The organism is Fusibacillus kribbianus, from assembly GCF_030053595.1.
Taxonomy (GTDB): domain Bacteria; phylum Bacillota; class Clostridia; order Lachnospirales; family Lachnospiraceae; genus Lientehia; species Lientehia kribbiana.
Genome location: NZ_JASGBQ010000037.1, coordinates 1 through 15,945, shown reverse-complemented (window position 1 = coordinate 15,945; position 15,945 = coordinate 1). Strand labels below are relative to the sequence as shown.

Annotated in this window: 17 protein-coding genes; 3 read left to right on the top strand and 14 right to left on the bottom strand. The window is 51.6% G+C overall.

The genetic code is table 11. The features are described 5' to 3' along the window. Positions 1-228: 228 nt before the first annotated feature. From QJ036_RS13720 to cbiQ, 8 genes are all read right to left on the bottom strand, one after another. The gene (locus tag QJ036_RS13720; RefSeq protein WP_283231926.1) at positions 229-480 is read right to left on the bottom strand and encodes a hypothetical protein; all 252 of its coding nucleotides are present in this window, start codon (positions 478-480) and stop codon (positions 229-231) included. Between the two features lie 134 nt (positions 481-614). After that, positions 615-1,172, bottom strand: a complete 558-nt coding sequence (locus QJ036_RS13715; protein ID WP_283231925.1) for an NUDIX hydrolase — start codon at positions 1,170-1,172, stop codon at positions 615-617. A 26-nt stretch (positions 1,173-1,198) separates the two neighbouring features. Next, positions 1,199-3,253: a beta-propeller domain-containing protein gene (locus QJ036_RS13710; protein ID WP_283231924.1), complete on the bottom strand. Its 2,055-nt coding sequence runs from the start codon at positions 3,251-3,253 to the stop codon at positions 1,199-1,201. Between the two features lie 23 nt (positions 3,254-3,276). Further along, positions 3,277-3,843 carry an RNA polymerase sigma factor gene (locus QJ036_RS13705; RefSeq protein WP_283231923.1) on the bottom strand — a complete coding sequence of 189 codons (567 nt, stop codon included), beginning with the start codon at positions 3,841-3,843 and terminating at the stop codon, positions 3,277-3,279. A 126-nt stretch (positions 3,844-3,969) separates the two neighbouring features. Further along, on the bottom strand, positions 3,970-5,157 hold the full coding sequence (locus QJ036_RS13700) for an iron-containing alcohol dehydrogenase (RefSeq protein ID WP_283231922.1): 1,188 nt from the start codon (positions 5,155-5,157) through the stop codon (positions 3,970-3,972). Positions 5,158-5,172: 15 nt separating this feature from the next. Then, positions 5,173-5,742 carry a hypothetical protein gene (locus QJ036_RS13695; protein ID WP_283231921.1) on the bottom strand — a complete coding sequence of 190 codons (570 nt, stop codon included), beginning with the start codon at positions 5,740-5,742 and terminating at the stop codon, positions 5,173-5,175. Between the two features lie 95 nt (positions 5,743-5,837). Beyond that, a complete protein-coding gene (locus tag QJ036_RS13690; protein ID WP_283231920.1) occupies positions 5,838-6,668 on the bottom strand; it encodes an energy-coupling factor ABC transporter ATP-binding protein in 831 nt (276 codons plus the stop codon). A gap of 23 nt (positions 6,669-6,691) precedes the next feature. Next, on the bottom strand, positions 6,692-7,519 hold the full coding sequence (gene cbiQ, locus QJ036_RS13685) for a cobalt ECF transporter T component CbiQ (RefSeq protein ID WP_283231919.1): 828 nt from the start codon (positions 7,517-7,519) through the stop codon (positions 6,692-6,694). Between the two features lie 164 nt (positions 7,520-7,683). On the opposite strand from cbiQ, the gene QJ036_RS13680 reads away from it, so the two are divergent. Further along, positions 7,684-8,226 (top strand): ECF transporter S component, encoded by a 543-nt coding sequence (locus QJ036_RS13680; protein WP_283231918.1) that lies wholly within the window; start codon positions 7,684-7,686, stop codon positions 8,224-8,226. 17 nt (positions 8,227-8,243) lie between these two features. Next, a complete protein-coding gene (locus tag QJ036_RS13675) occupies positions 8,244-9,374 on the top strand; it encodes a pyridoxal-phosphate-dependent aminotransferase family protein (protein ID WP_283231917.1) in 1,131 nt (376 codons plus the stop codon). 6 nt (positions 9,375-9,380) lie between these two features. On the opposite strand, the gene QJ036_RS13670 is transcribed toward QJ036_RS13675, so the two are convergent. The 6 genes from QJ036_RS13670 to QJ036_RS13645 all read right to left on the bottom strand — a co-directional run bounded on the left by QJ036_RS13670 (position 9,381) and on the right by QJ036_RS13645 (position 15,027). After that, a complete protein-coding gene (locus tag QJ036_RS13670; RefSeq protein ID WP_283231916.1) occupies positions 9,381-10,277 on the bottom strand; it encodes a DMT family transporter in 897 nt (298 codons plus the stop codon). A gap of 34 nt (positions 10,278-10,311) precedes the next feature. Then, entirely contained in the window at positions 10,312-11,721 is a 1,410-nt protein-coding gene (locus QJ036_RS13665) for an MATE family efflux transporter (protein WP_283231915.1), read from the bottom strand. Positions 11,722-11,807: 86 nt separating this feature from the next. Continuing rightward, positions 11,808-12,344: an NAD(+) diphosphatase gene (locus QJ036_RS13660; protein ID WP_283231914.1), complete on the bottom strand. Its 537-nt coding sequence runs from the start codon at positions 12,342-12,344 to the stop codon at positions 11,808-11,810. A gap of 15 nt (positions 12,345-12,359) precedes the next feature. After that, positions 12,360-12,899, bottom strand: a complete 540-nt coding sequence (locus QJ036_RS13655) for a phosphatase PAP2 family protein (protein ID WP_283231913.1) — start codon at positions 12,897-12,899, stop codon at positions 12,360-12,362. Positions 12,900-12,974: 75 nt separating this feature from the next. Further along, entirely contained in the window at positions 12,975-13,337 is a 363-nt protein-coding gene (locus QJ036_RS13650) for a sigma-70 family RNA polymerase sigma factor (protein ID WP_283231912.1), read from the bottom strand. Positions 13,338-13,344: 7 nt separating this feature from the next. Next, positions 13,345-15,027 (bottom strand): recombinase family protein, encoded by a 1,683-nt coding sequence (locus QJ036_RS13645; RefSeq protein WP_283231911.1) that lies wholly within the window; start codon positions 15,025-15,027, stop codon positions 13,345-13,347. A gap of 202 nt (positions 15,028-15,229) precedes the next feature. Between QJ036_RS13645 and QJ036_RS13640 the strand changes: the two genes are divergently transcribed. Beyond that, entirely contained in the window at positions 15,230-15,814 is a 585-nt protein-coding gene (locus QJ036_RS13640) for an NUDIX hydrolase (protein ID WP_283231910.1), read from the top strand. Positions 15,815-15,945 lie beyond the last annotated feature (131 nt).

Below are 15,945 nucleotides of genomic sequence, written 5' to 3'. Positions count from 1 at the left end.
TGACGCATAGTATAATTAGTACTGGTATTGTTATTTAGTAGCATAATTAATTATACCAAAAAATCGCTCAGACCTCACGGTCTGGGCGATTTTTCTGTCAGGGGAGTTTTTTTACAGCCCCCTCTTTTTTGTTTTCATGTGTACGAGCGCATTTCCTGTAAAAAACGGAGCCCTGTTCATCCGGACTCCGTTTTATTCCTGTATGTTGAAATATCAGACGCTCCACCGTCATCCCACGGTCCGCAGCCGAACCATCACCTGGCAGCTGCTGTAATCGGGAAGCGTAATCGTCGCCGCTTTGTCCGTACAATCCCTGGAAAGCTTGCCGTTTACTTTGCCGGCCAGCTTTCGGAAAGCCTTCTTTGCCTCCTCAGCCTCCACCACTACAGAAGAAATGTACGCTGTGATGTCGTTTCGTTCCTCTCTCGGAAGCGTTCCTTTCTTTGCCTGGATGGCCTCCACCTCAAACCCGTATTTCATAAAAGCCTCGTCCCTTTCAAAAAACCGGTTCCGTTTCCGGCTATGGGTTCTATTCTATATGGATTCCAGGCAAATTGCAAGTGCAAAATACAAATCCCACTACTTACCACAGCTTAGCAGACGGGACGCAGCCTTCATTCCCTGCAGAGGATCGGATACAGCCGCTCATATTCCTCCCAGTGAATGCAGGAGGCGATCCGCTCCTCCTTCAGGGCATAATAGAGCTCCTCTGCATCCATCCAGCGGACCTCAGCCACCTCCTCCTTCTGAAGGGACAGCTTCTCAGGCTCCACATCCTTTCTGGCAAGAAATATCTGGTGAAACTCCCTGTCGGTAAAGCTTTCTCCCCGAAAGTTCCATATGGTTTCCGATTTCAGCGAAAATAAAAAGGTAAGCTCTGACGGTTCCAGACAGACACCCAGCTCCTCCTCCGTTTCCCGGACGGCAGTTTCCAGATAATTTCCGCCTGCGGATACATGGCCCGCCGCCGAAACATCCCACAGGCCGGGATAGCTGTCCTTTTCCGGACTTCGGCGCTGCAAAAGTACTTCTGCACCGTGCCCGCCTTTCCGGTAACGGACCAGCCAGACACGGGAAGCACCGTGCCAGTCTCCGTCCCGGTGGACCTGAGTCCGTTCCTTTTTCCTGCCTGCAGGCAGTCCTTCCTCTGTCAGCACGTCAAAGTATTCCATTTTTCTTTCCTTCTTTCCTGAACGGTTTATTCTTTAAGCGTAAGGCACCCCAGCTCTTCCCCGGTTTTCATGGAATAGGAGCGGATCTGAGAATTGAATCCGGTCAGATAGAGGATATCGCCGATATAAAGACCCCGGGTATTCCAGAAATCTTCGTAGAACCATCCCTCTCCGTCCTTCTCCGAAGCCAGGCTGATGGAAAGCCTTTCCGTGAATCCCCACTTCTCATCGTAGGAATAAACCAGATACTCCCAGATATTCTCTTTCGTTTCCTTCCGATATCCACAGACAGCAAAGCCAAAGAGATTCTTCTCCGTATCAATGAGCACTGCTTTATGGTTGGACAGTGCCGGTGAATCCCAGTATTCCTCCAGGACCTGCTTATCCTGCTCCTTCACATTGTAAGGGTCACTGATATCAAACATGGACAGCTTGATGCCCTCATCTGCTCCCGTTCTCGGATTGATCTCCCTTCCGATCCCGAGAAGCAGTTCATCGGAATAGCCATGCAGATAGCTGGAAAATCCGGTGATCTTCAGTTCTCCCATGATCTTCGGATCTGTCGGATCGGATAGGTCCACACTGAACAGGGGATCTGTCTCCCGGAAGGTGACAAAATATCCGGTGTCTCCCATAAATCTGGCCGAATAGATCCGCTCATCGGGCGCCAGATTCTGAATGCTGCCAACGATCTCCAGCTGTTCATCCATCACATAAAAAGCATTGGACCGACCGCCCCGCCGGTAATCGTCCACCGTTGCAACAAGCCGCAGGCAGTCTTTATACTGATCCATGGAAAACTGATTATTGATCCATCCGAGAAACCGTTTGGATGCGGAAGCCTCCAGCCTGCCATCCTTGTAGGAAACCTTGAAAAGCTCGGTCTGACTCCTGGTCTGTCCATTTCCCCAATACTGTCCCGCCACATAGATGGCATCCTCGCTGACATACATGGTATCCCCATTGTAATAGATGCATTCCCGGTCCGTAAACTGCTCCGGCTTCCGGATGTTCAGGGCCGTCACCACCAGCATCTCTGCCCCCTGTGTCTCCGGCGAATAATAAAGGCTGCTGCAGGGAATGGGTTCTCCGTCCGCATAGGGAATATAGCACCGGCGGTCCTCCTCTGCCCATGCTCCTTTCCTTGTAAACACATAGACATAATCGCCGTTTTTCCGGCTGGAGCTGTAAATGCCGTCCTGAGTAAGCAGTCCCATCACTCTGGGTGCTCTCCTGTCTGTTATATCATAAACTGCCGTCACTGTATAGCTGTCTGCCGTATCTTCATCAATGCAGTCCATCAATAAAACCATCACATCCCCGTCCACATACAGCTCCAGAACAGAGTCGTAGTCCTGATAGACGCCGTCGGTGACAGGCTCTGTCACGGAAAGCTCTGTCAGAGTGCCGCCTTCAGCCTTTATGATGTGTACCCGGCCTGCCGAGCGCCCGCTGTCGGAAACCACATAGAGATAGGTTCCGTCGGTCTTTACAATATCCGCTTCATCGACTCCCTCTACCTGCGTGTTGGTCTTTGAATACCCGTCATCAGCTCCTGCAGAAGTGTCTGACACAGTTCCGTCCGAAACCGCCGCCTCAGTCTCTGAAGTTGCTCCGTCCGGTGCCATTTCCGGAATTGCTCCTGCTGCCGTTTCTGCCCAGGTTTCCTCTTTCATCTCTTCATAATACCGCTCCTGATCCTTCAGATAAGTATAGATTTCTTCATAGGAACCGGCTGCCCGATAGCTTCCCGGAAGCGTTTTTCCCTCCTCCGGTACTTCCGCCGTTTTCTCCGCTGCCCCTTCATTGAGACTCCCGGCGTACGTTTCCGCCGGCGAACTTCCTTTTCCTCCCGACTGCCCCACCTGACGGAAGATCCAGATACTCCCTCCGCCCAGGATCAGAAAAAGAAACAGAACAGCCGCCGCCTGCGCAAGATACCGCCTCAGGTTTCCTGTCTGGTTTTTCGCCTTTCTTCCCTCCCTCATCAGCTTTTCCCGGACTGAATCCGGAGAAAGGCTTTCCGGCGGCTCCACAAGCTCCGCCGTTTTTCTTGCTTCCTCTATCCATTTTTCACTCATACGATTCATCTCCTTTTCCGGCTTTAAAGACCGTAAGCGCCGGTCAGCTGTTCCCGCATTTTTTCCAGTGCCCTGCTTTGTCTGGAGCGCACCGTCCCCGGCTTTTTTCTCAGCATTTCCCCAATTTCCTGACTGTTATATCCGCCGAAAAAAGACAGGCCTACAATGAGGCGGTCCTCCTCTGGAAGCGACTGAAACGCCTCCATCAGATCCATCAGATCCTCCCTGCTTACTCCGTCCGCCGCCGCAGACAGGACAGTGCCGTCAAAGCTGTTATCACCGGCCGCATCCTCCTCATATTCCTTCGAAGCGGGCCTGTCTGCGTACTGCTTTAACATTTTCCGGCACTTGTTTGTCAGGATCCGGAAAATCCAGCCCCGGAAGGCCTCCTCCTTCCTCAGCTTCCCGATCCCCTCAAAGGAATCCGTCACCGTATCGGCAACCACATCCTCCGCGTCATGGGGATTTTTAAGCATAAACAGTGCGAAGCGGTATAAATCCCTGTATACCTCTTCATATAAACGCCCATATGCGTCCACATTTCCTTTTTTTGCCATTTTGATCAGGCGCAGTTCTTCCAATCGTTCCATACTCCACCGCCCTTTGTACTTTATGCTGCAGCATGAACATGTTCATAAATACAGTGTCGCAAAAATGGGAAATTGTTGCAAGGTCTTTCAGAAAAAGTTTCAGAATCAATAGAATAGGGGCTTACGCTATTCGTAAGCCCGCTCCAGAATTGCTATGACATCCTGCAGGTCCACCTGCTTCGGATTGACGATCATCGCTCCGTCATTTAATGCTGCCTCTGCCACAGCCTCAAAGTCCTCCTTCTTCACCTTTGCCTCCTTCAGGGTGAGTGGAAGACCGCACAGGTCATGAAGGCGGTTTGTCAGTTCCCGTACCTTTTTCACCATGGCAGCTCCCCGTTCGTCTGCCCGCACAGCCGCATATTCCTCCGGCCCGGCCAGATAAAGAAGCAGCTCGCCGTAGTCATCGGAAAGCATATCCATATTATATTCCATGCAATGGGGAAGCAGAATGGTCATGGCATCCGCGTGGGGAACATGGCAGACTCCTCCCAGCGCATGGCCGATGGCATGAACCATGCCCACCATGGAATTGGAGAAGGCTGCTCCCGCCATGGTGGACGCATTGGCCATGGCAAGCCTTGCCTCCTCATCCCGGCCGTTCTTTGCCGCCCGCTCCAGACATTCACCGATCATGCGGATGGCTGCCGTTCCATAGGCGTGGCTGATGGGATTTTTCTGAAGACAGGTGCAGGCCTCTATGGCATGGCACAGGGCATCAAGACCGGTGGATGCCGTCATTCTTGCCGGAAGCGTCAGAGTCATCCTGGCATCAAGAACGGTCACATCCGGCTGAAGATAATAGGAAATGAATTCCATCTTCATACTGTTTTTGGCATTGCGGATCACTGCCACCAGTGTGGACTCCGAACCGGTTCCCGATGTGGTTGGAATTGCCACGAAGGGAACATGACGGCCTCTGGTCAGAATCTCGCATCCTAAAAGCTCCATGATATCGTCCGCCTTTTGGGAAAGCAGCATGCGCACCCCTTTTGCCGTATCGAGAACGGAGCCTCCGCCCACGGCCACCAGGCTGTCACAGCCGGATTTCCGGTAAAGCTCACCGATCTCGTTGACGACGGCCGATGAGGAATCCGCCGGAATCTCGTGAAATACGGCGCCGATGGCAATTCCATTCTCCTGAACCGCATCGCAGACTAACGACAGGGTCCCGATCTCGCTGAGCACATGGTCGGAAAGGACCATGGGGCGTCTTGCCCCCAGCATATGCAGCTCCGCCGGAATATTCTCCAGGGCAAATTTTCCCGAAAGCAGCTTTGTACTGTGTTGAAATTCATAATAATCTGGCAGCATCTTCTTCCCCCTTCCTCAATGAACAATCATCCGGCCGACCACATCCAGATAGGTGTGGAGCAGGCCCATTTGCTTTTCGGGAACCTCCTTGAGGATCCGTTTCGACAGAAACCGGGGAAACAGATAGGCTTCCGCCAGATCCATACAGCGTACCACCGACATGGCTCTGGCAATATCCCCCTTCAGCACAAACCCGTGCCTTGCATAGGAGGCTGCCACACTGATCTGGCCCAACAGCACCAGAAACGCAGCCTCCACGCTTTTAAACTGGATCATCAGATCCATGTCCCTGGGATCGGTCTGTCCGGCAAAGAGCCGCAAAAGACCGTCTTCTGTCTTTTTCATATAAAGAGCCGGCGCCCCTGCTCCCATGCCGATTCCAACGGTAAAGCCCTCCTCCCATCGGGACAGCTCCTCCCTCACCCGCTCATCCTTTTGATTCAGCACATTCAGTCCATGAAATAAAAAATGGAGTATGACAGCGGAAAAGGCCTTTTTCCCTGCAAGACTCCGTTTTTTCCGGGCTGAAACCCGATAACTCTCTGTTCCTTTTACTTTTTCTGTATCAATAACCAGCTGGCTCATAATTCCTCCCATAGGATGTCACTTCCATTGTTTCCTCTGGAATTATAGCGCAGCCTCTTATATTTGGCAAGTAAAATATTTTGAATTTAAAATTATTATAATTCCGCCTCCAGCTCCTCCACTGTTTTCGGATAGCAGTCCTGTCTCAGAAGCCCTTTCCTCTGAAGAAGCTCCGCCATACGGAACAGTGCCGGTTTCTTCAGTCTGGCCCGCTCTACCGCCTCATCATTTCGGAAAATGTCCACCGGAGCTCCGTCAGCAATGATCTCACCATCGGCAAATACCAGGAGACGCCCTGCCCACCGATATGCAAAATCGATGTCGTGGGTGGATATGAGAATGGTACTCCCCTCTTTCTCCAGCTTCTCCAGAACCTCTTCCAGAATAGCTGCATTGACCGGATCCAGCGAAGCCGTCGGCTCGTCAAAAATGATGATCTCCGGCTTCATAGCCAGGATGTCGGCGATGGTGACCCGTTTTTTCTCCCCGCCGCTCAGATAATGGGGTGCCCGGTCCTTAAGGCTTTCTATATTCATGTAAGCGAGAGCCTGCTCGACTCTCTCCGTTACCTCCTCCCTGGGAAGTTTCAGATTCATAGGGCCGAAAGACACCTCCTGAAAAACCGTCGACGCAATGATCTGGTTATCGGCCTCCTGAAACACGATCCCCACGTTTTTCCGAAGGCTGTTCAGTTCTTTTTTTCCCCTTCCCACCGGCTTTCCCCGATAGATCACGGCTCCCTCCCGGGGTGTCAGAACACCGTTCAGGTTCAGGAAAAAAGTGGATTTTCCCGCGCCATTGGAGCCGATTATCGCAATCTTCTCTCTTTTGGACACAGAAACACTGACATCATGAAGGGCCTCCCCCTCATGGGCATTCTCGTATGAATAAGTAAGGTGTGATACCTCCAGGATAATTTCTCCCATGACTCTCTCCGCCTTTCTGCTATTTACCTTCCCACCGTATACCACAGTACCATCAGCGCCGCTCCGTAAAGAAGAGCTGCCAGGATAAGCCCTGCCGATACAGGCTTATCCTCCTCCAGGAAATTGAGCTCTCCATCGTAACATCTGGCTTCCATGGCATCGTAATAGGCGTTGGCCCGCTTAAAGGAGATCACCAGAAGATTGGAAAAGATCCTTCCGAAGGAAAACAGGGAGGTTTTAAAGTCCGTATAGCCAAGTCTGGAACGGGCGGCAATGGCCATCCGCCTCTGGGCATCCAGCAAAATAAAAATAAACCGGTATATCATATACATTAACTCCGTCAGGAGCTTTGGACAGTGTATTCTGCCAAAAAAGCCCACGACCTCTCCCATGGGTGTCGTCAGTGTGATCAGATAAAGACAGCTGACAGAAGAAAAGGCCTTGAGAACCAGCCCCGCCGTCTCCAGAAGACTTGCCCTGGTGGCGGAAACATAAAAAAAGCCCAGAAAAATACAGTATTCCCCCTTTGGCTGCAAAGAAAAATCGAAGGCTATGGCAATACTGCTGAGCAAAATAAAAATAAACGGCAGAAGCATCAGCTTAAAATACCGAAGTATTCCAAGCTGCCCTTTGATCACAACAAGGCCTGCCATGGTCACAAGGACCAGAGCGGAAACCGCCATAGAGTCCATGGCGATCACACAGATGAGAAAAAGTGCTGCCGATATAATTTTAAAATCAGGATTCCAGGAACGCATCCCCGACATATAGGCATAATAATCAATGGAGAGATGGCCCTCCCCATGACTGTGCCTGTGATACCCTGAGTTTTTGTGTTTTTGTTCCCTCACACCGCTTTCCTCTCTTTCCTATCCAATTCTATCAGAAACCCTGCCGGACTTCAAGGAATTTGGTTCAGCAAACTGGCATTGTTAATGTTTCAAAAACTGGATATATTCAAAAGTCCATTTATGGAGTACGATAGCTCCAGCACAAAAAAGGAGATTTGATCATCATGGAACAAGCAAAAATTCAGAAAAAAGAACAAAGTACCGTCCTGTTTCTCACCGTCACCGCACTGTTTATCGCGCTGACTTATCTTTTCACTGCCTTTATCAACGTTCGCCTTCCCATCGCCGCCAACGGCGGTCTGATCCATCTGGGCAACGTTCCTCTGTTTATCGGAGCTGTCATATTCGGCAAAAAGACCGGCATGCTGGCCGGCGGAATCGGTATGGGGCTGTTTGACCTGCTTTCCGGCTGGACTTTGTGGGCTCCCTTCACCCTGGTCATCGTCGGCCTCATGGGGTATGTGGTCGGCAGGATGACAGAAAAGGAGAGCCATCAGAATTACTTCTGGTATGTGGCTTCTATCGCTGCCGCCTGTGTCATCAAAATCGTGGGGTATTATCTTGCAGAGGTGATCATTTACGGAAATCTTCTGGCACCCGCTGCATCCATTCCCGGCAACCTGGTCCAGATCGCAGTGGCCGCAGTCATTGTTCTCATTGTCATCGGCCCCCTGAACAAAGCTGCCCGCAAAGTAGGACTGAAATAACAGAAAGGACTGTTTTTATGTATAAGCTTATGACCCCCGGCCCCACCCAGGTGGCCGAAAATGTGCGAATGGCCAGGAGCCTTCCCTGTACCAATCCCGATCTGGACGAGACCTTCGTGGATTTTTACAGGGAAACCTGTGAAAAGATCAGCAGTCTCCTGCACACGAAAAATGAGACTCTGATCCTCGGCGGCGAGGGTATCCTCGGCCTGGAGGCTGCCTGCGCTTCCCTCACGGAGCCCGGCGATCGGGTTCTGGTGCTGGACAACGGCATCTACGGAAAAGGCTTTGCCGATTTTGTCTCCATGTACGGCGGAATACCGGAGCTTTATTCTTCCGACTACCGAAATACCCTGGATGTTTCCGCCCTGAAGGCTTTCCTGAAGGACCATCACGATTACAAATATGCCACGATCGTTCACGGCGACACCCCCAGCGGAATGCTCAACGACGTTTCCGCCATCTGTCCGCTGTTAAAATCCTACGGCATCATGACAGTCGTTGACTCTGTTTCCGCCATGTTCGGCGAGGAACTGGATGTGGACAGCTGCCGAATCGATCTTTTGTGCGGCGGCTCCCAGAAGGTGATCTCCGCCCCGCCCGGACTGACCTTCGTCGTGGTGAGCGACGACGCTAAAAGAACTATGAATGAAAGAAAGACGCCTATCGCGTCCTTCTATGCCAATCTCAAGGTATTCGAGCATTATTATGAAGAAAAATGGTTTCCCTACACCATGCCCATCAGCGATATCCGCGGGCTGCGGGCTGCCATCGAGAACATTGAAAATGACCCTGATATTCTGAAGCGGCACGCCCGGATCGGCGAAGCCTCCCGAAAAGCCATCACAGCCGCAGGACTCAGGCTTTACCTGGAAACCGGCTTCTCCAACACAGTGACCGTCTTTGAGGTTCCGGCCGAAACCACTGCAAAAGCGATCCTTGACACGGTCAGGGACGATTCCGGCATTCTCCTGGCCGGCTCCTTCGGCTGTCTGGCCGGAAAGGTCATCCGCATCGGTCATATGGGAGAAAACGCCACCATCCCCAACCTGCTGGAAACCTTTGACGCCCTGGACCGGGCCATGAAAAAGCTGGGCGTTCCCCTGAAGGCAAGCATGAAAGAAATCTTTGAGGAGGCCGTGAAATAACGCCCCTCAGCTTTTTTCCTTTTTCCTGTTTCCTGCCTGGAACAGAAACATTCCGCCAAGGATCAGAATTCCTCCGAGGATCGTCTCGATTCCAGGCACCTCGCCCTTGAAGATAAAACCGATCAGGCTGGCCAAAAGCGGCTGGGCAAACATGAAATTGGCCACGTCGCTGGTTCTCTCCGCCAGAGAAAAAGCCTTGGTCCAGAACACGTAGGCCAGCGCTCCGCCGAACACGCCAAGGTAAATGACGGAGCCCCAGGAGGAAGCAGATGCATGGGCCATTTCAGGAATGGCTCCCGGCAGGAAAACCAGCAGAAACAACGTTCCGCCGAAAATACTGTAAGCAGTCGTCTGGAACGGCGTATAATCCCGGACAAACATCCGCTGAGTCAGATTGTAAAAGCTTAAGGAAACTGCAGCAAGGATCATCCACAAAACTCCCGGGTTGATGGAAAGGGCCCCATTCCATAGGGTCAAAACCAGAATCCCCGCGAAAGCCATACTGATGGCGATCCAGCCCTTAAGGGGGATCTTCTCATGAAGGAGCACACAGGACAGCACCGCTGTCAGGATCGGAATGATCTGTCCGATGACGCTGCACGTGGCCGCATTGATGGTCTGCACCGACAGATTAAATGCGGTCACATAGCAGGTAAAGCCCAGAAAGCCGGACAGAAGGAATTTCGGCACATCCTTAAGCTTCGGCGGGCCGATCCGCCTGACTGCCATAATGATCAGAAGCACCAAGGAAGCAAATAAATACCGCAAAACCCCGATGCTCTGGCTGGCAAAGCTCTCCTGGGCATACTGAGTAAACAGAACTGCCGTTGCCCAGATAACCGTAGTGATCCCGGCATATATCATATAGACATTGCTGTTTTTCTCTTTGTTCTTTTCTTCCATTTTCTTATCCCCACTCCGCTGTCAAAATCCGGCATTACAGACTTTGCTGTCCTGCCAGTGCCCGTTCCTGATCCTTTACTGCCTCGGCAAACCGTTTCCCCTGGATCCATCTGCCGCAGTAATAATAAACGCTGATTCCGATATGTGTCACGATCCAGCTGAACGGGAAAGCCAGATAGATCACACGGATATCGTAGAAAAATTCCGAAACAACGAAAATAAATCCAACTCGCGCCACACACATGCCGACCAGGCTGACGATCATAGGAACGAGGGAATGACCGGACGAGAGTACTGATCCGTTGATGATCTCATTCCAGGAAAACACAATGTAAAGAGGCAGCTGATACCGAAGTTGCAGCGCTCCGAAGGCAATGGAAGTCTCATCCGTGGTGAATATCCCGCAAACCGGCTCTGCCCAGAAAAAGAGCAGTACACACAGCACGATCGTCACACCGGAGGCGATCCACATACAAATCTGCTTTCCCTTTTTTGCACGGATATAATCCGCCGCACCGATATTCTGCCCGGCGAAGCTGGTCAGTGCCAGACTGAGGGCGGAGATCATCGCATACAAATACCCTTCAATCTTGAAGAACAGGGTACAGCCGGCCATGGCCTCCATACCGAAGGCATTGATCCTGGACTGTACGATAACATTGGAGATATTAATAAGCACCATGCGCAGCCCTGCCGGCACTCCGATCTTAACGATATAAGCGGTCTCCTTCCTATAAAAACGGAGCTTTCTTACCCGCAGCCGGTAGGCATCTTCCAGCTTTGTCAGCTTTAAGAACACCAGGATCGCCGGCAGCACCTGAGAGATGGCGGTAGCCGCCGCAGCACCCCGGACTCCCCATGCAAATCCGCGGACAAACAGAAGATCCAGTCCCACATTGATAATGCCCGATACTGCCAGATAGACAAGGGCGCTTTTAGAATTCCCCATGGCCCGCAGGATCCCGCTTCCCATGTTGTAGACCATGACGGGAATCATTCCCAGAAAATAGATCTGAATATAATCAATGGCCATAGGCAGCACATTATCCGGCGTGTTCATGAGCACGAGAAGCTTCGGTGCAAGGGTGATCCCCACCACCGTCAGAAACGCACCGGACAGAAGTCCAAGAGTGATCGCCGAGTGGACCGTCCGGAACAGGCCCGCCTCATCCTTTCGTCCAAAGGCCTGAGACACCGCAATGCTGGCACCGGTGGAAACACCTACGAACAGATTGATGAGCAGATACACCAGCTTATCGCAGGAACCGATGGCTGCCAGCGCTCCTGCTCCGACGCTCTGTCCCACAATGGCTGCATCCGCCGTACTGTAAAACTGCTGCAGAAGATTTGAGAATAAAAAAGGCAGGGCAAACAATACCAGCTGCTTCCAGATGACACCCTGTGTCAGATCTGTGACCGCCCCGACCCGCTTTTTGTCCATCATAATACTCCTCCCCTGTATATGTTGTCTCAGATAATCCTAACATTGTCGGGATTGCTTTTCAATACAGGAAACTGCTTTGTTTCATCTCATTCCTCCCGCCCGTCAAACTTCCAGGTGTCATAGTTTTTATCATAATATTCCCGCTTCTCCAGCCAGCTCAGGAGAAACTTTTCCGCCAGGCTCCCGTGGGTAATGGCCTCTCTCGCTTCCTCCGGCGTATACCAGGCCGCATCGTCCACCTCCGGCGTCATTCCGCCCAGATCGTCGCTGTCCACGATGCTGGCAAAATTCAGCATCAGTGTATTGCTCTTTTCATAATACTCGCTCATATTGAAGCAGCACTCTGTCACATGAAGTCCCATTTCCTCCTTCACTTCCCTGGCCAGAGCGTGCTCTGCGCCCTCTCCCTTGTTCACATAACCGGCAACCAGGATATTCCGGTCCCTCCCATACTGCTTAATGAGCAGGATCCGCCCGCCGTCCGGACTGTAAACAATGGTGCTGATGGCCACATTAAAGGTAGGAAACCGATAGGCCTGACACGTTTCGCACCAGGGAATCATTCCCTCATTTTCCAGATATTTAAGCTTCAGTTCTGTGCCGCATTCGGTACAATAAGACATGTCCCTTTCCTCCTGCTATCGTTCTTTTCTGCGCATTTCCCACCGCCGCAGCAAAAGAGCCGAGGCCAGACCGCACAGGCCTCCGATCAGCGCTCCTGCCAGCACATCCGTCGGGAAATGGACTCCCACATACAGCCTGGAAACCCCAATGAGAACGGCCAGTCCCAAAAATACATAGCCCCATGCCCGCTTCCCCCTCGGGAGAGTCAGACACAGGACGCAGGCCGTCGCAAAGGAAACGCCGGAATGGCCTGACGGGAAGGAAAAGTCCTTCGGCTTCGCGACGATGGGTATGAGATCTGCAAACTGGTCATAGGGACGGATCCTCTGAACCAGGTTTTTCAGTCCCAGATTCAGAATGATCGCATCAAATGCCAGGGCAAGCAGCACCGCAAATCCGTATTTTCTGGTCTTTGGATAAACTGCCAGCACAAGTCCCAGCACAATGAAAAACCAGCCTCCGTTTCCCAGAAAAGTAACTGCTTTCATAAAACCGTCCAGCCAGTCAGCCCGCAGATTTTCCTGTATAAACAACAAAATATCATGCTCCAGCATAATTGCATCCCCCTTTATTCTGTATGCTTCCTATCTTACCACAGTTTTCCCTGGGGAACCAGCATTTCTCAGTATTTATAGAGGAGCGGGTTCTTTCTGCATGACGCTTCGCAGCTTCAAAAGAGCTCCCTTTTCGATGCGGGATACATAGGAACGGCTGATACCAAGCACCGCCGCCACCTCCCTCTGGGTGTGCTCTTTCCCGCCGAACAATCCATACCGCAGGGCAACCACCTGCTTTTCCCGATCGCTTAAGGAATCCTCAAAGGCACCATACATCCGGCGGATATCCTGGTCAACGGAAATCTTTTCCGCCACATCGCGGCTTTCAGCCTCGATGATATCCACGAGGCTTATGACATTTCCCTCCTTGTCGGTACCGATGGGTTCATAGAGGGACACCTCACGTCCCTTTTTCCGTTCGGCACGGAGGAACATGAGGATCTCATTTGCTATCCTCCCCCCAATGCGGTTTATAAACCTCCTCCGCAGCTCCGAACAGTACCACATGGGCACAGTTTCCATCCCAGACCACCTTATAGACCAGTCTGCGGACAGCTTCCCTCTTCTGTTCGATTGTCATTTCATTAATGGCAGAGCGAAATTCTGACAGGTACCTGCACAGCCCATCAAACTCCCCTTCCTTCAGTTCCTTTTGAGACGCCAGGCTCTCCAGCTCCCCGATGCGATATTCTGTCTCCTGACAGTCCTGATTCAGCTGCTCAATGCGCTTCACCACGTTCTCTCTGGCCGTGCTGTCTCCAAGATCAGTCAGAGAATCCACCAGTGCTTCTGTCTTTTTCTTCGTATCTGCTTTTTCCCTGCGGAGTGCCAAAAGCCTCTCTTCATAATCTGTGCGGCTGGCGGCAGCCCATTTGCGGCTTTGTTCCAGCCGGCCGATCAAAATTTCCTGATCCGCCTTAAGCTTACTGAGCTGATCCAGGACCGCCCGATCCAGCCCATTGCCGTTTGCGTTTTTCATACTGCAAAGACTTCTCTGGCTGCGCTCCTTCCTTTTGCAGACATAGGTATAGATCTGCTTTCCCTCCTCTGTTTTCCTTTTTCCCGGCTTCGGATACATCCGGCTGCCGCAGCTGCAGTACAAAAGGCCGGTGAGCAGTGCTTCGTTTTTCCGCGGCTTGCGATAGGCCTTCGATTTGTTCCGTTCCAGAGATTCCTGTACTCTGATCCACACATTTCCCGGAATCAGCCCCGGGTGCTGCCCCACCGACACGATCCACTGGCTGACCGGGCGCCAGCGGGTAGCCCGGCCCTTCTCCTGATCTGTACGGTTGTAGACCATCATGCCGTGGACACCGTCAAATTCCTCTGCAGAAGAAAACAGCTCTGCATTCCTTTCCGCAAAATATCCGTACGCGTCCTGATCCGCGATCAGATAAACCGGATTCTGCAAAATGGCTTTGATGGAGAACCGGGTGTAATAACGATCATTTTTTGTTTTGATACCCCGTCTCATCAGTTCTGCTTCTGTGACTGTCTGGGAATCGGTCTCCACATACAGGTCATAGATCAGCTTCACGATCTCCGCCTCTTCCGGAATCAGCCTAAGCTTACAGGCCTTTTTTGTTTTCCCGTCCACAGTCACGGTTTTTACGCTTTCCGATCCATATCCGGTGGGCGTCACTCCTCCCAGCCATCGGCCGGTCTTTGCCAGCTCATGCATATTGTCACGGATGCGCTCGGCAATGGTTTCCCGCTCCAGCTGGGAAAAGACCGAAGCAATATACATCATAGCCCGCCCCATGGGCGAACTCGTATCAAACTGCTCTCTGATTGAAACAAAAGCAATATCCAGACGGGACAATTCTTCGATCAATCCGGCAAAATCGCTGATATTTCGGCTGATCCGGTCAAGCCGATAGACAATGATTGCTTTGAATTCATGCTTTTTGGCTGCGTCCATCATCCGTTTGAAGGCCGGGCGGTTCAGATTGCCTCCAGAAAATCCTTCGTCTTCATAAACAATCATCTGTTCCGGCGCGGCTTCTCCATAGTGAAGCCGGATATATTCCCTGCAGAGCTCGATCTGATTTCCGACGCTTTCTCCCTTTCCGGTGAATTTCGATTTACGGGAATACACCGCAATGCAGCTGTCCTTCCCCTGCATCTTTTTCCTCCCCACATCGACATGCGCTGTTCTTTCTTCCATTGTATCGCACCGCAGCGCCGGAATATGCACAGCCAAAACGCAATTTAAGGGCACGCATTGGCGAGTGCCCCTGGGTACAGATCAGGTATTGACTTTTATTGTCCAACAGAGTAGCCTGTCTATAGAATCTATACTTTAACAAAAAGGAGAAGAAACAGACATGGAAGACAAGGAGCTCGCCTGGGAGGCGGTTAAGACAGAACACATTGTACAGGATCAGTGGATCGATTTTCGAAGAGTCGCATACCGGCTGCCGGATGGAACCGTATTTGAGCCGTTTTATAATTACAGCCGAAGAAGCTACGTGATCATCGTGGCATCCGATACAGAAGGAAAGTATCTCTGTGTCCGGCAGTTCCGCCACGGAATCGGGGAGGTTACGACGGAATTCCCTGCCGGCGGCATCGAAACCGCCTCGGGGACCGATTATGATAAGCTGGCTGCCTCAGAGAATGCACTGGAAGCGGCAAAACGGGAGCTTCTGGAGGAAACGGGATATTACTCTGATGAATGGACACACCTGATCACGGTGCCGTCCAACGCGACCATCGCAGACAATTATGCGTATGTTTATGTGGCAAAGAACTGCAGAAAGGTGGATGATCTCCATCTGGATGATACGGAGTTTCTGAATGTAAAAAAGCTGGCGCCGGAGGAGATCGAAGACCTGATCCGACAGGAAAAGTTCCAGCAGGCCATCCACATCATGGCATGGCTGCTGGTACAGAGAAGAAGCCGGGAATGATTTCCGGCGGGAGTTTCCAAAAGTTTGTGTAAACCTCTGAATTGATGTAAGATAATCTTATTCAGTTCGGAGGTTTTATTTATGGCACGTAGAAAAACGGATTCACCTCAGAAAGCAGCTCTTCGAGAAAT

Coding starts and splice junctions, on each gene's coding strand:
- QJ036_RS13720 (WP_283231926.1), bottom strand. CDS start 480: ATGAAATACGGGTTTGAGGTGGAGGCCATCCAGGCAAAGAAAGGAACG.
- QJ036_RS13715 (WP_283231925.1), bottom strand. CDS start 1,172: ATGGAATACTTTGACGTGCTGACAGAGGAAGGACTGCCTGCAGGCAGG.
- QJ036_RS13710 (WP_283231924.1), bottom strand. CDS start 3,253: ATGAGTGAAAAATGGATAGAGGAAGCAAGAAAAACGGCGGAGCTTGTG.
- QJ036_RS13705 (WP_283231923.1), bottom strand. CDS start 3,843: ATGGAACGATTGGAAGAACTGCGCCTGATCAAAATGGCAAAAAAAGGA.
- QJ036_RS13700 (WP_283231922.1), bottom strand. CDS start 5,157: ATGCTGCCAGATTATTATGAATTTCAACACAGTACAAAGCTGCTTTCG.
- QJ036_RS13695 (WP_283231921.1), bottom strand. CDS start 5,742: ATGAGCCAGCTGGTTATTGATACAGAAAAAGTAAAAGGAACAGAGAGT.
- QJ036_RS13690 (WP_283231920.1), bottom strand. CDS start 6,668: ATGGGAGAAATTATCCTGGAGGTATCACACCTTACTTATTCATACGAG.
- QJ036_RS13680 (WP_283231918.1), top strand. CDS start 7,684: ATGGAACAAGCAAAAATTCAGAAAAAAGAACAAAGTACCGTCCTGTTT.
- QJ036_RS13675 (WP_283231917.1), top strand. CDS start 8,244: ATGTATAAGCTTATGACCCCCGGCCCCACCCAGGTGGCCGAAAATGTG.
- QJ036_RS13670 (WP_283231916.1), bottom strand. CDS start 10,277: ATGGAAGAAAAGAACAAAGAGAAAAACAGCAATGTCTATATGATATAT.
- QJ036_RS13665 (WP_283231915.1), bottom strand. CDS start 11,721: ATGATGGACAAAAAGCGGGTCGGGGCGGTCACAGATCTGACACAGGGT.
- QJ036_RS13660 (WP_283231914.1), bottom strand. CDS start 12,344: ATGTCTTATTGTACCGAATGCGGCACAGAACTGAAGCTTAAATATCTG.
- QJ036_RS13655 (WP_283231913.1), bottom strand. CDS start 12,899: ATGCTGGAGCATGATATTTTGTTGTTTATACAGGAAAATCTGCGGGCT.
- QJ036_RS13650 (WP_283231912.1), bottom strand. CDS start 13,337: ATGTTCCTCCGTGCCGAACGGAAAAAGGGACGTGAGGTGTCCCTCTAT.
- QJ036_RS13645 (WP_283231911.1), bottom strand. CDS start 15,027: ATGCAGGGGAAGGACAGCTGCATTGCGGTGTATTCCCGTAAATCGAAA.
- QJ036_RS13640 (WP_283231910.1), top strand. CDS start 15,230: ATGGAAGACAAGGAGCTCGCCTGGGAGGCGGTTAAGACAGAACACATT.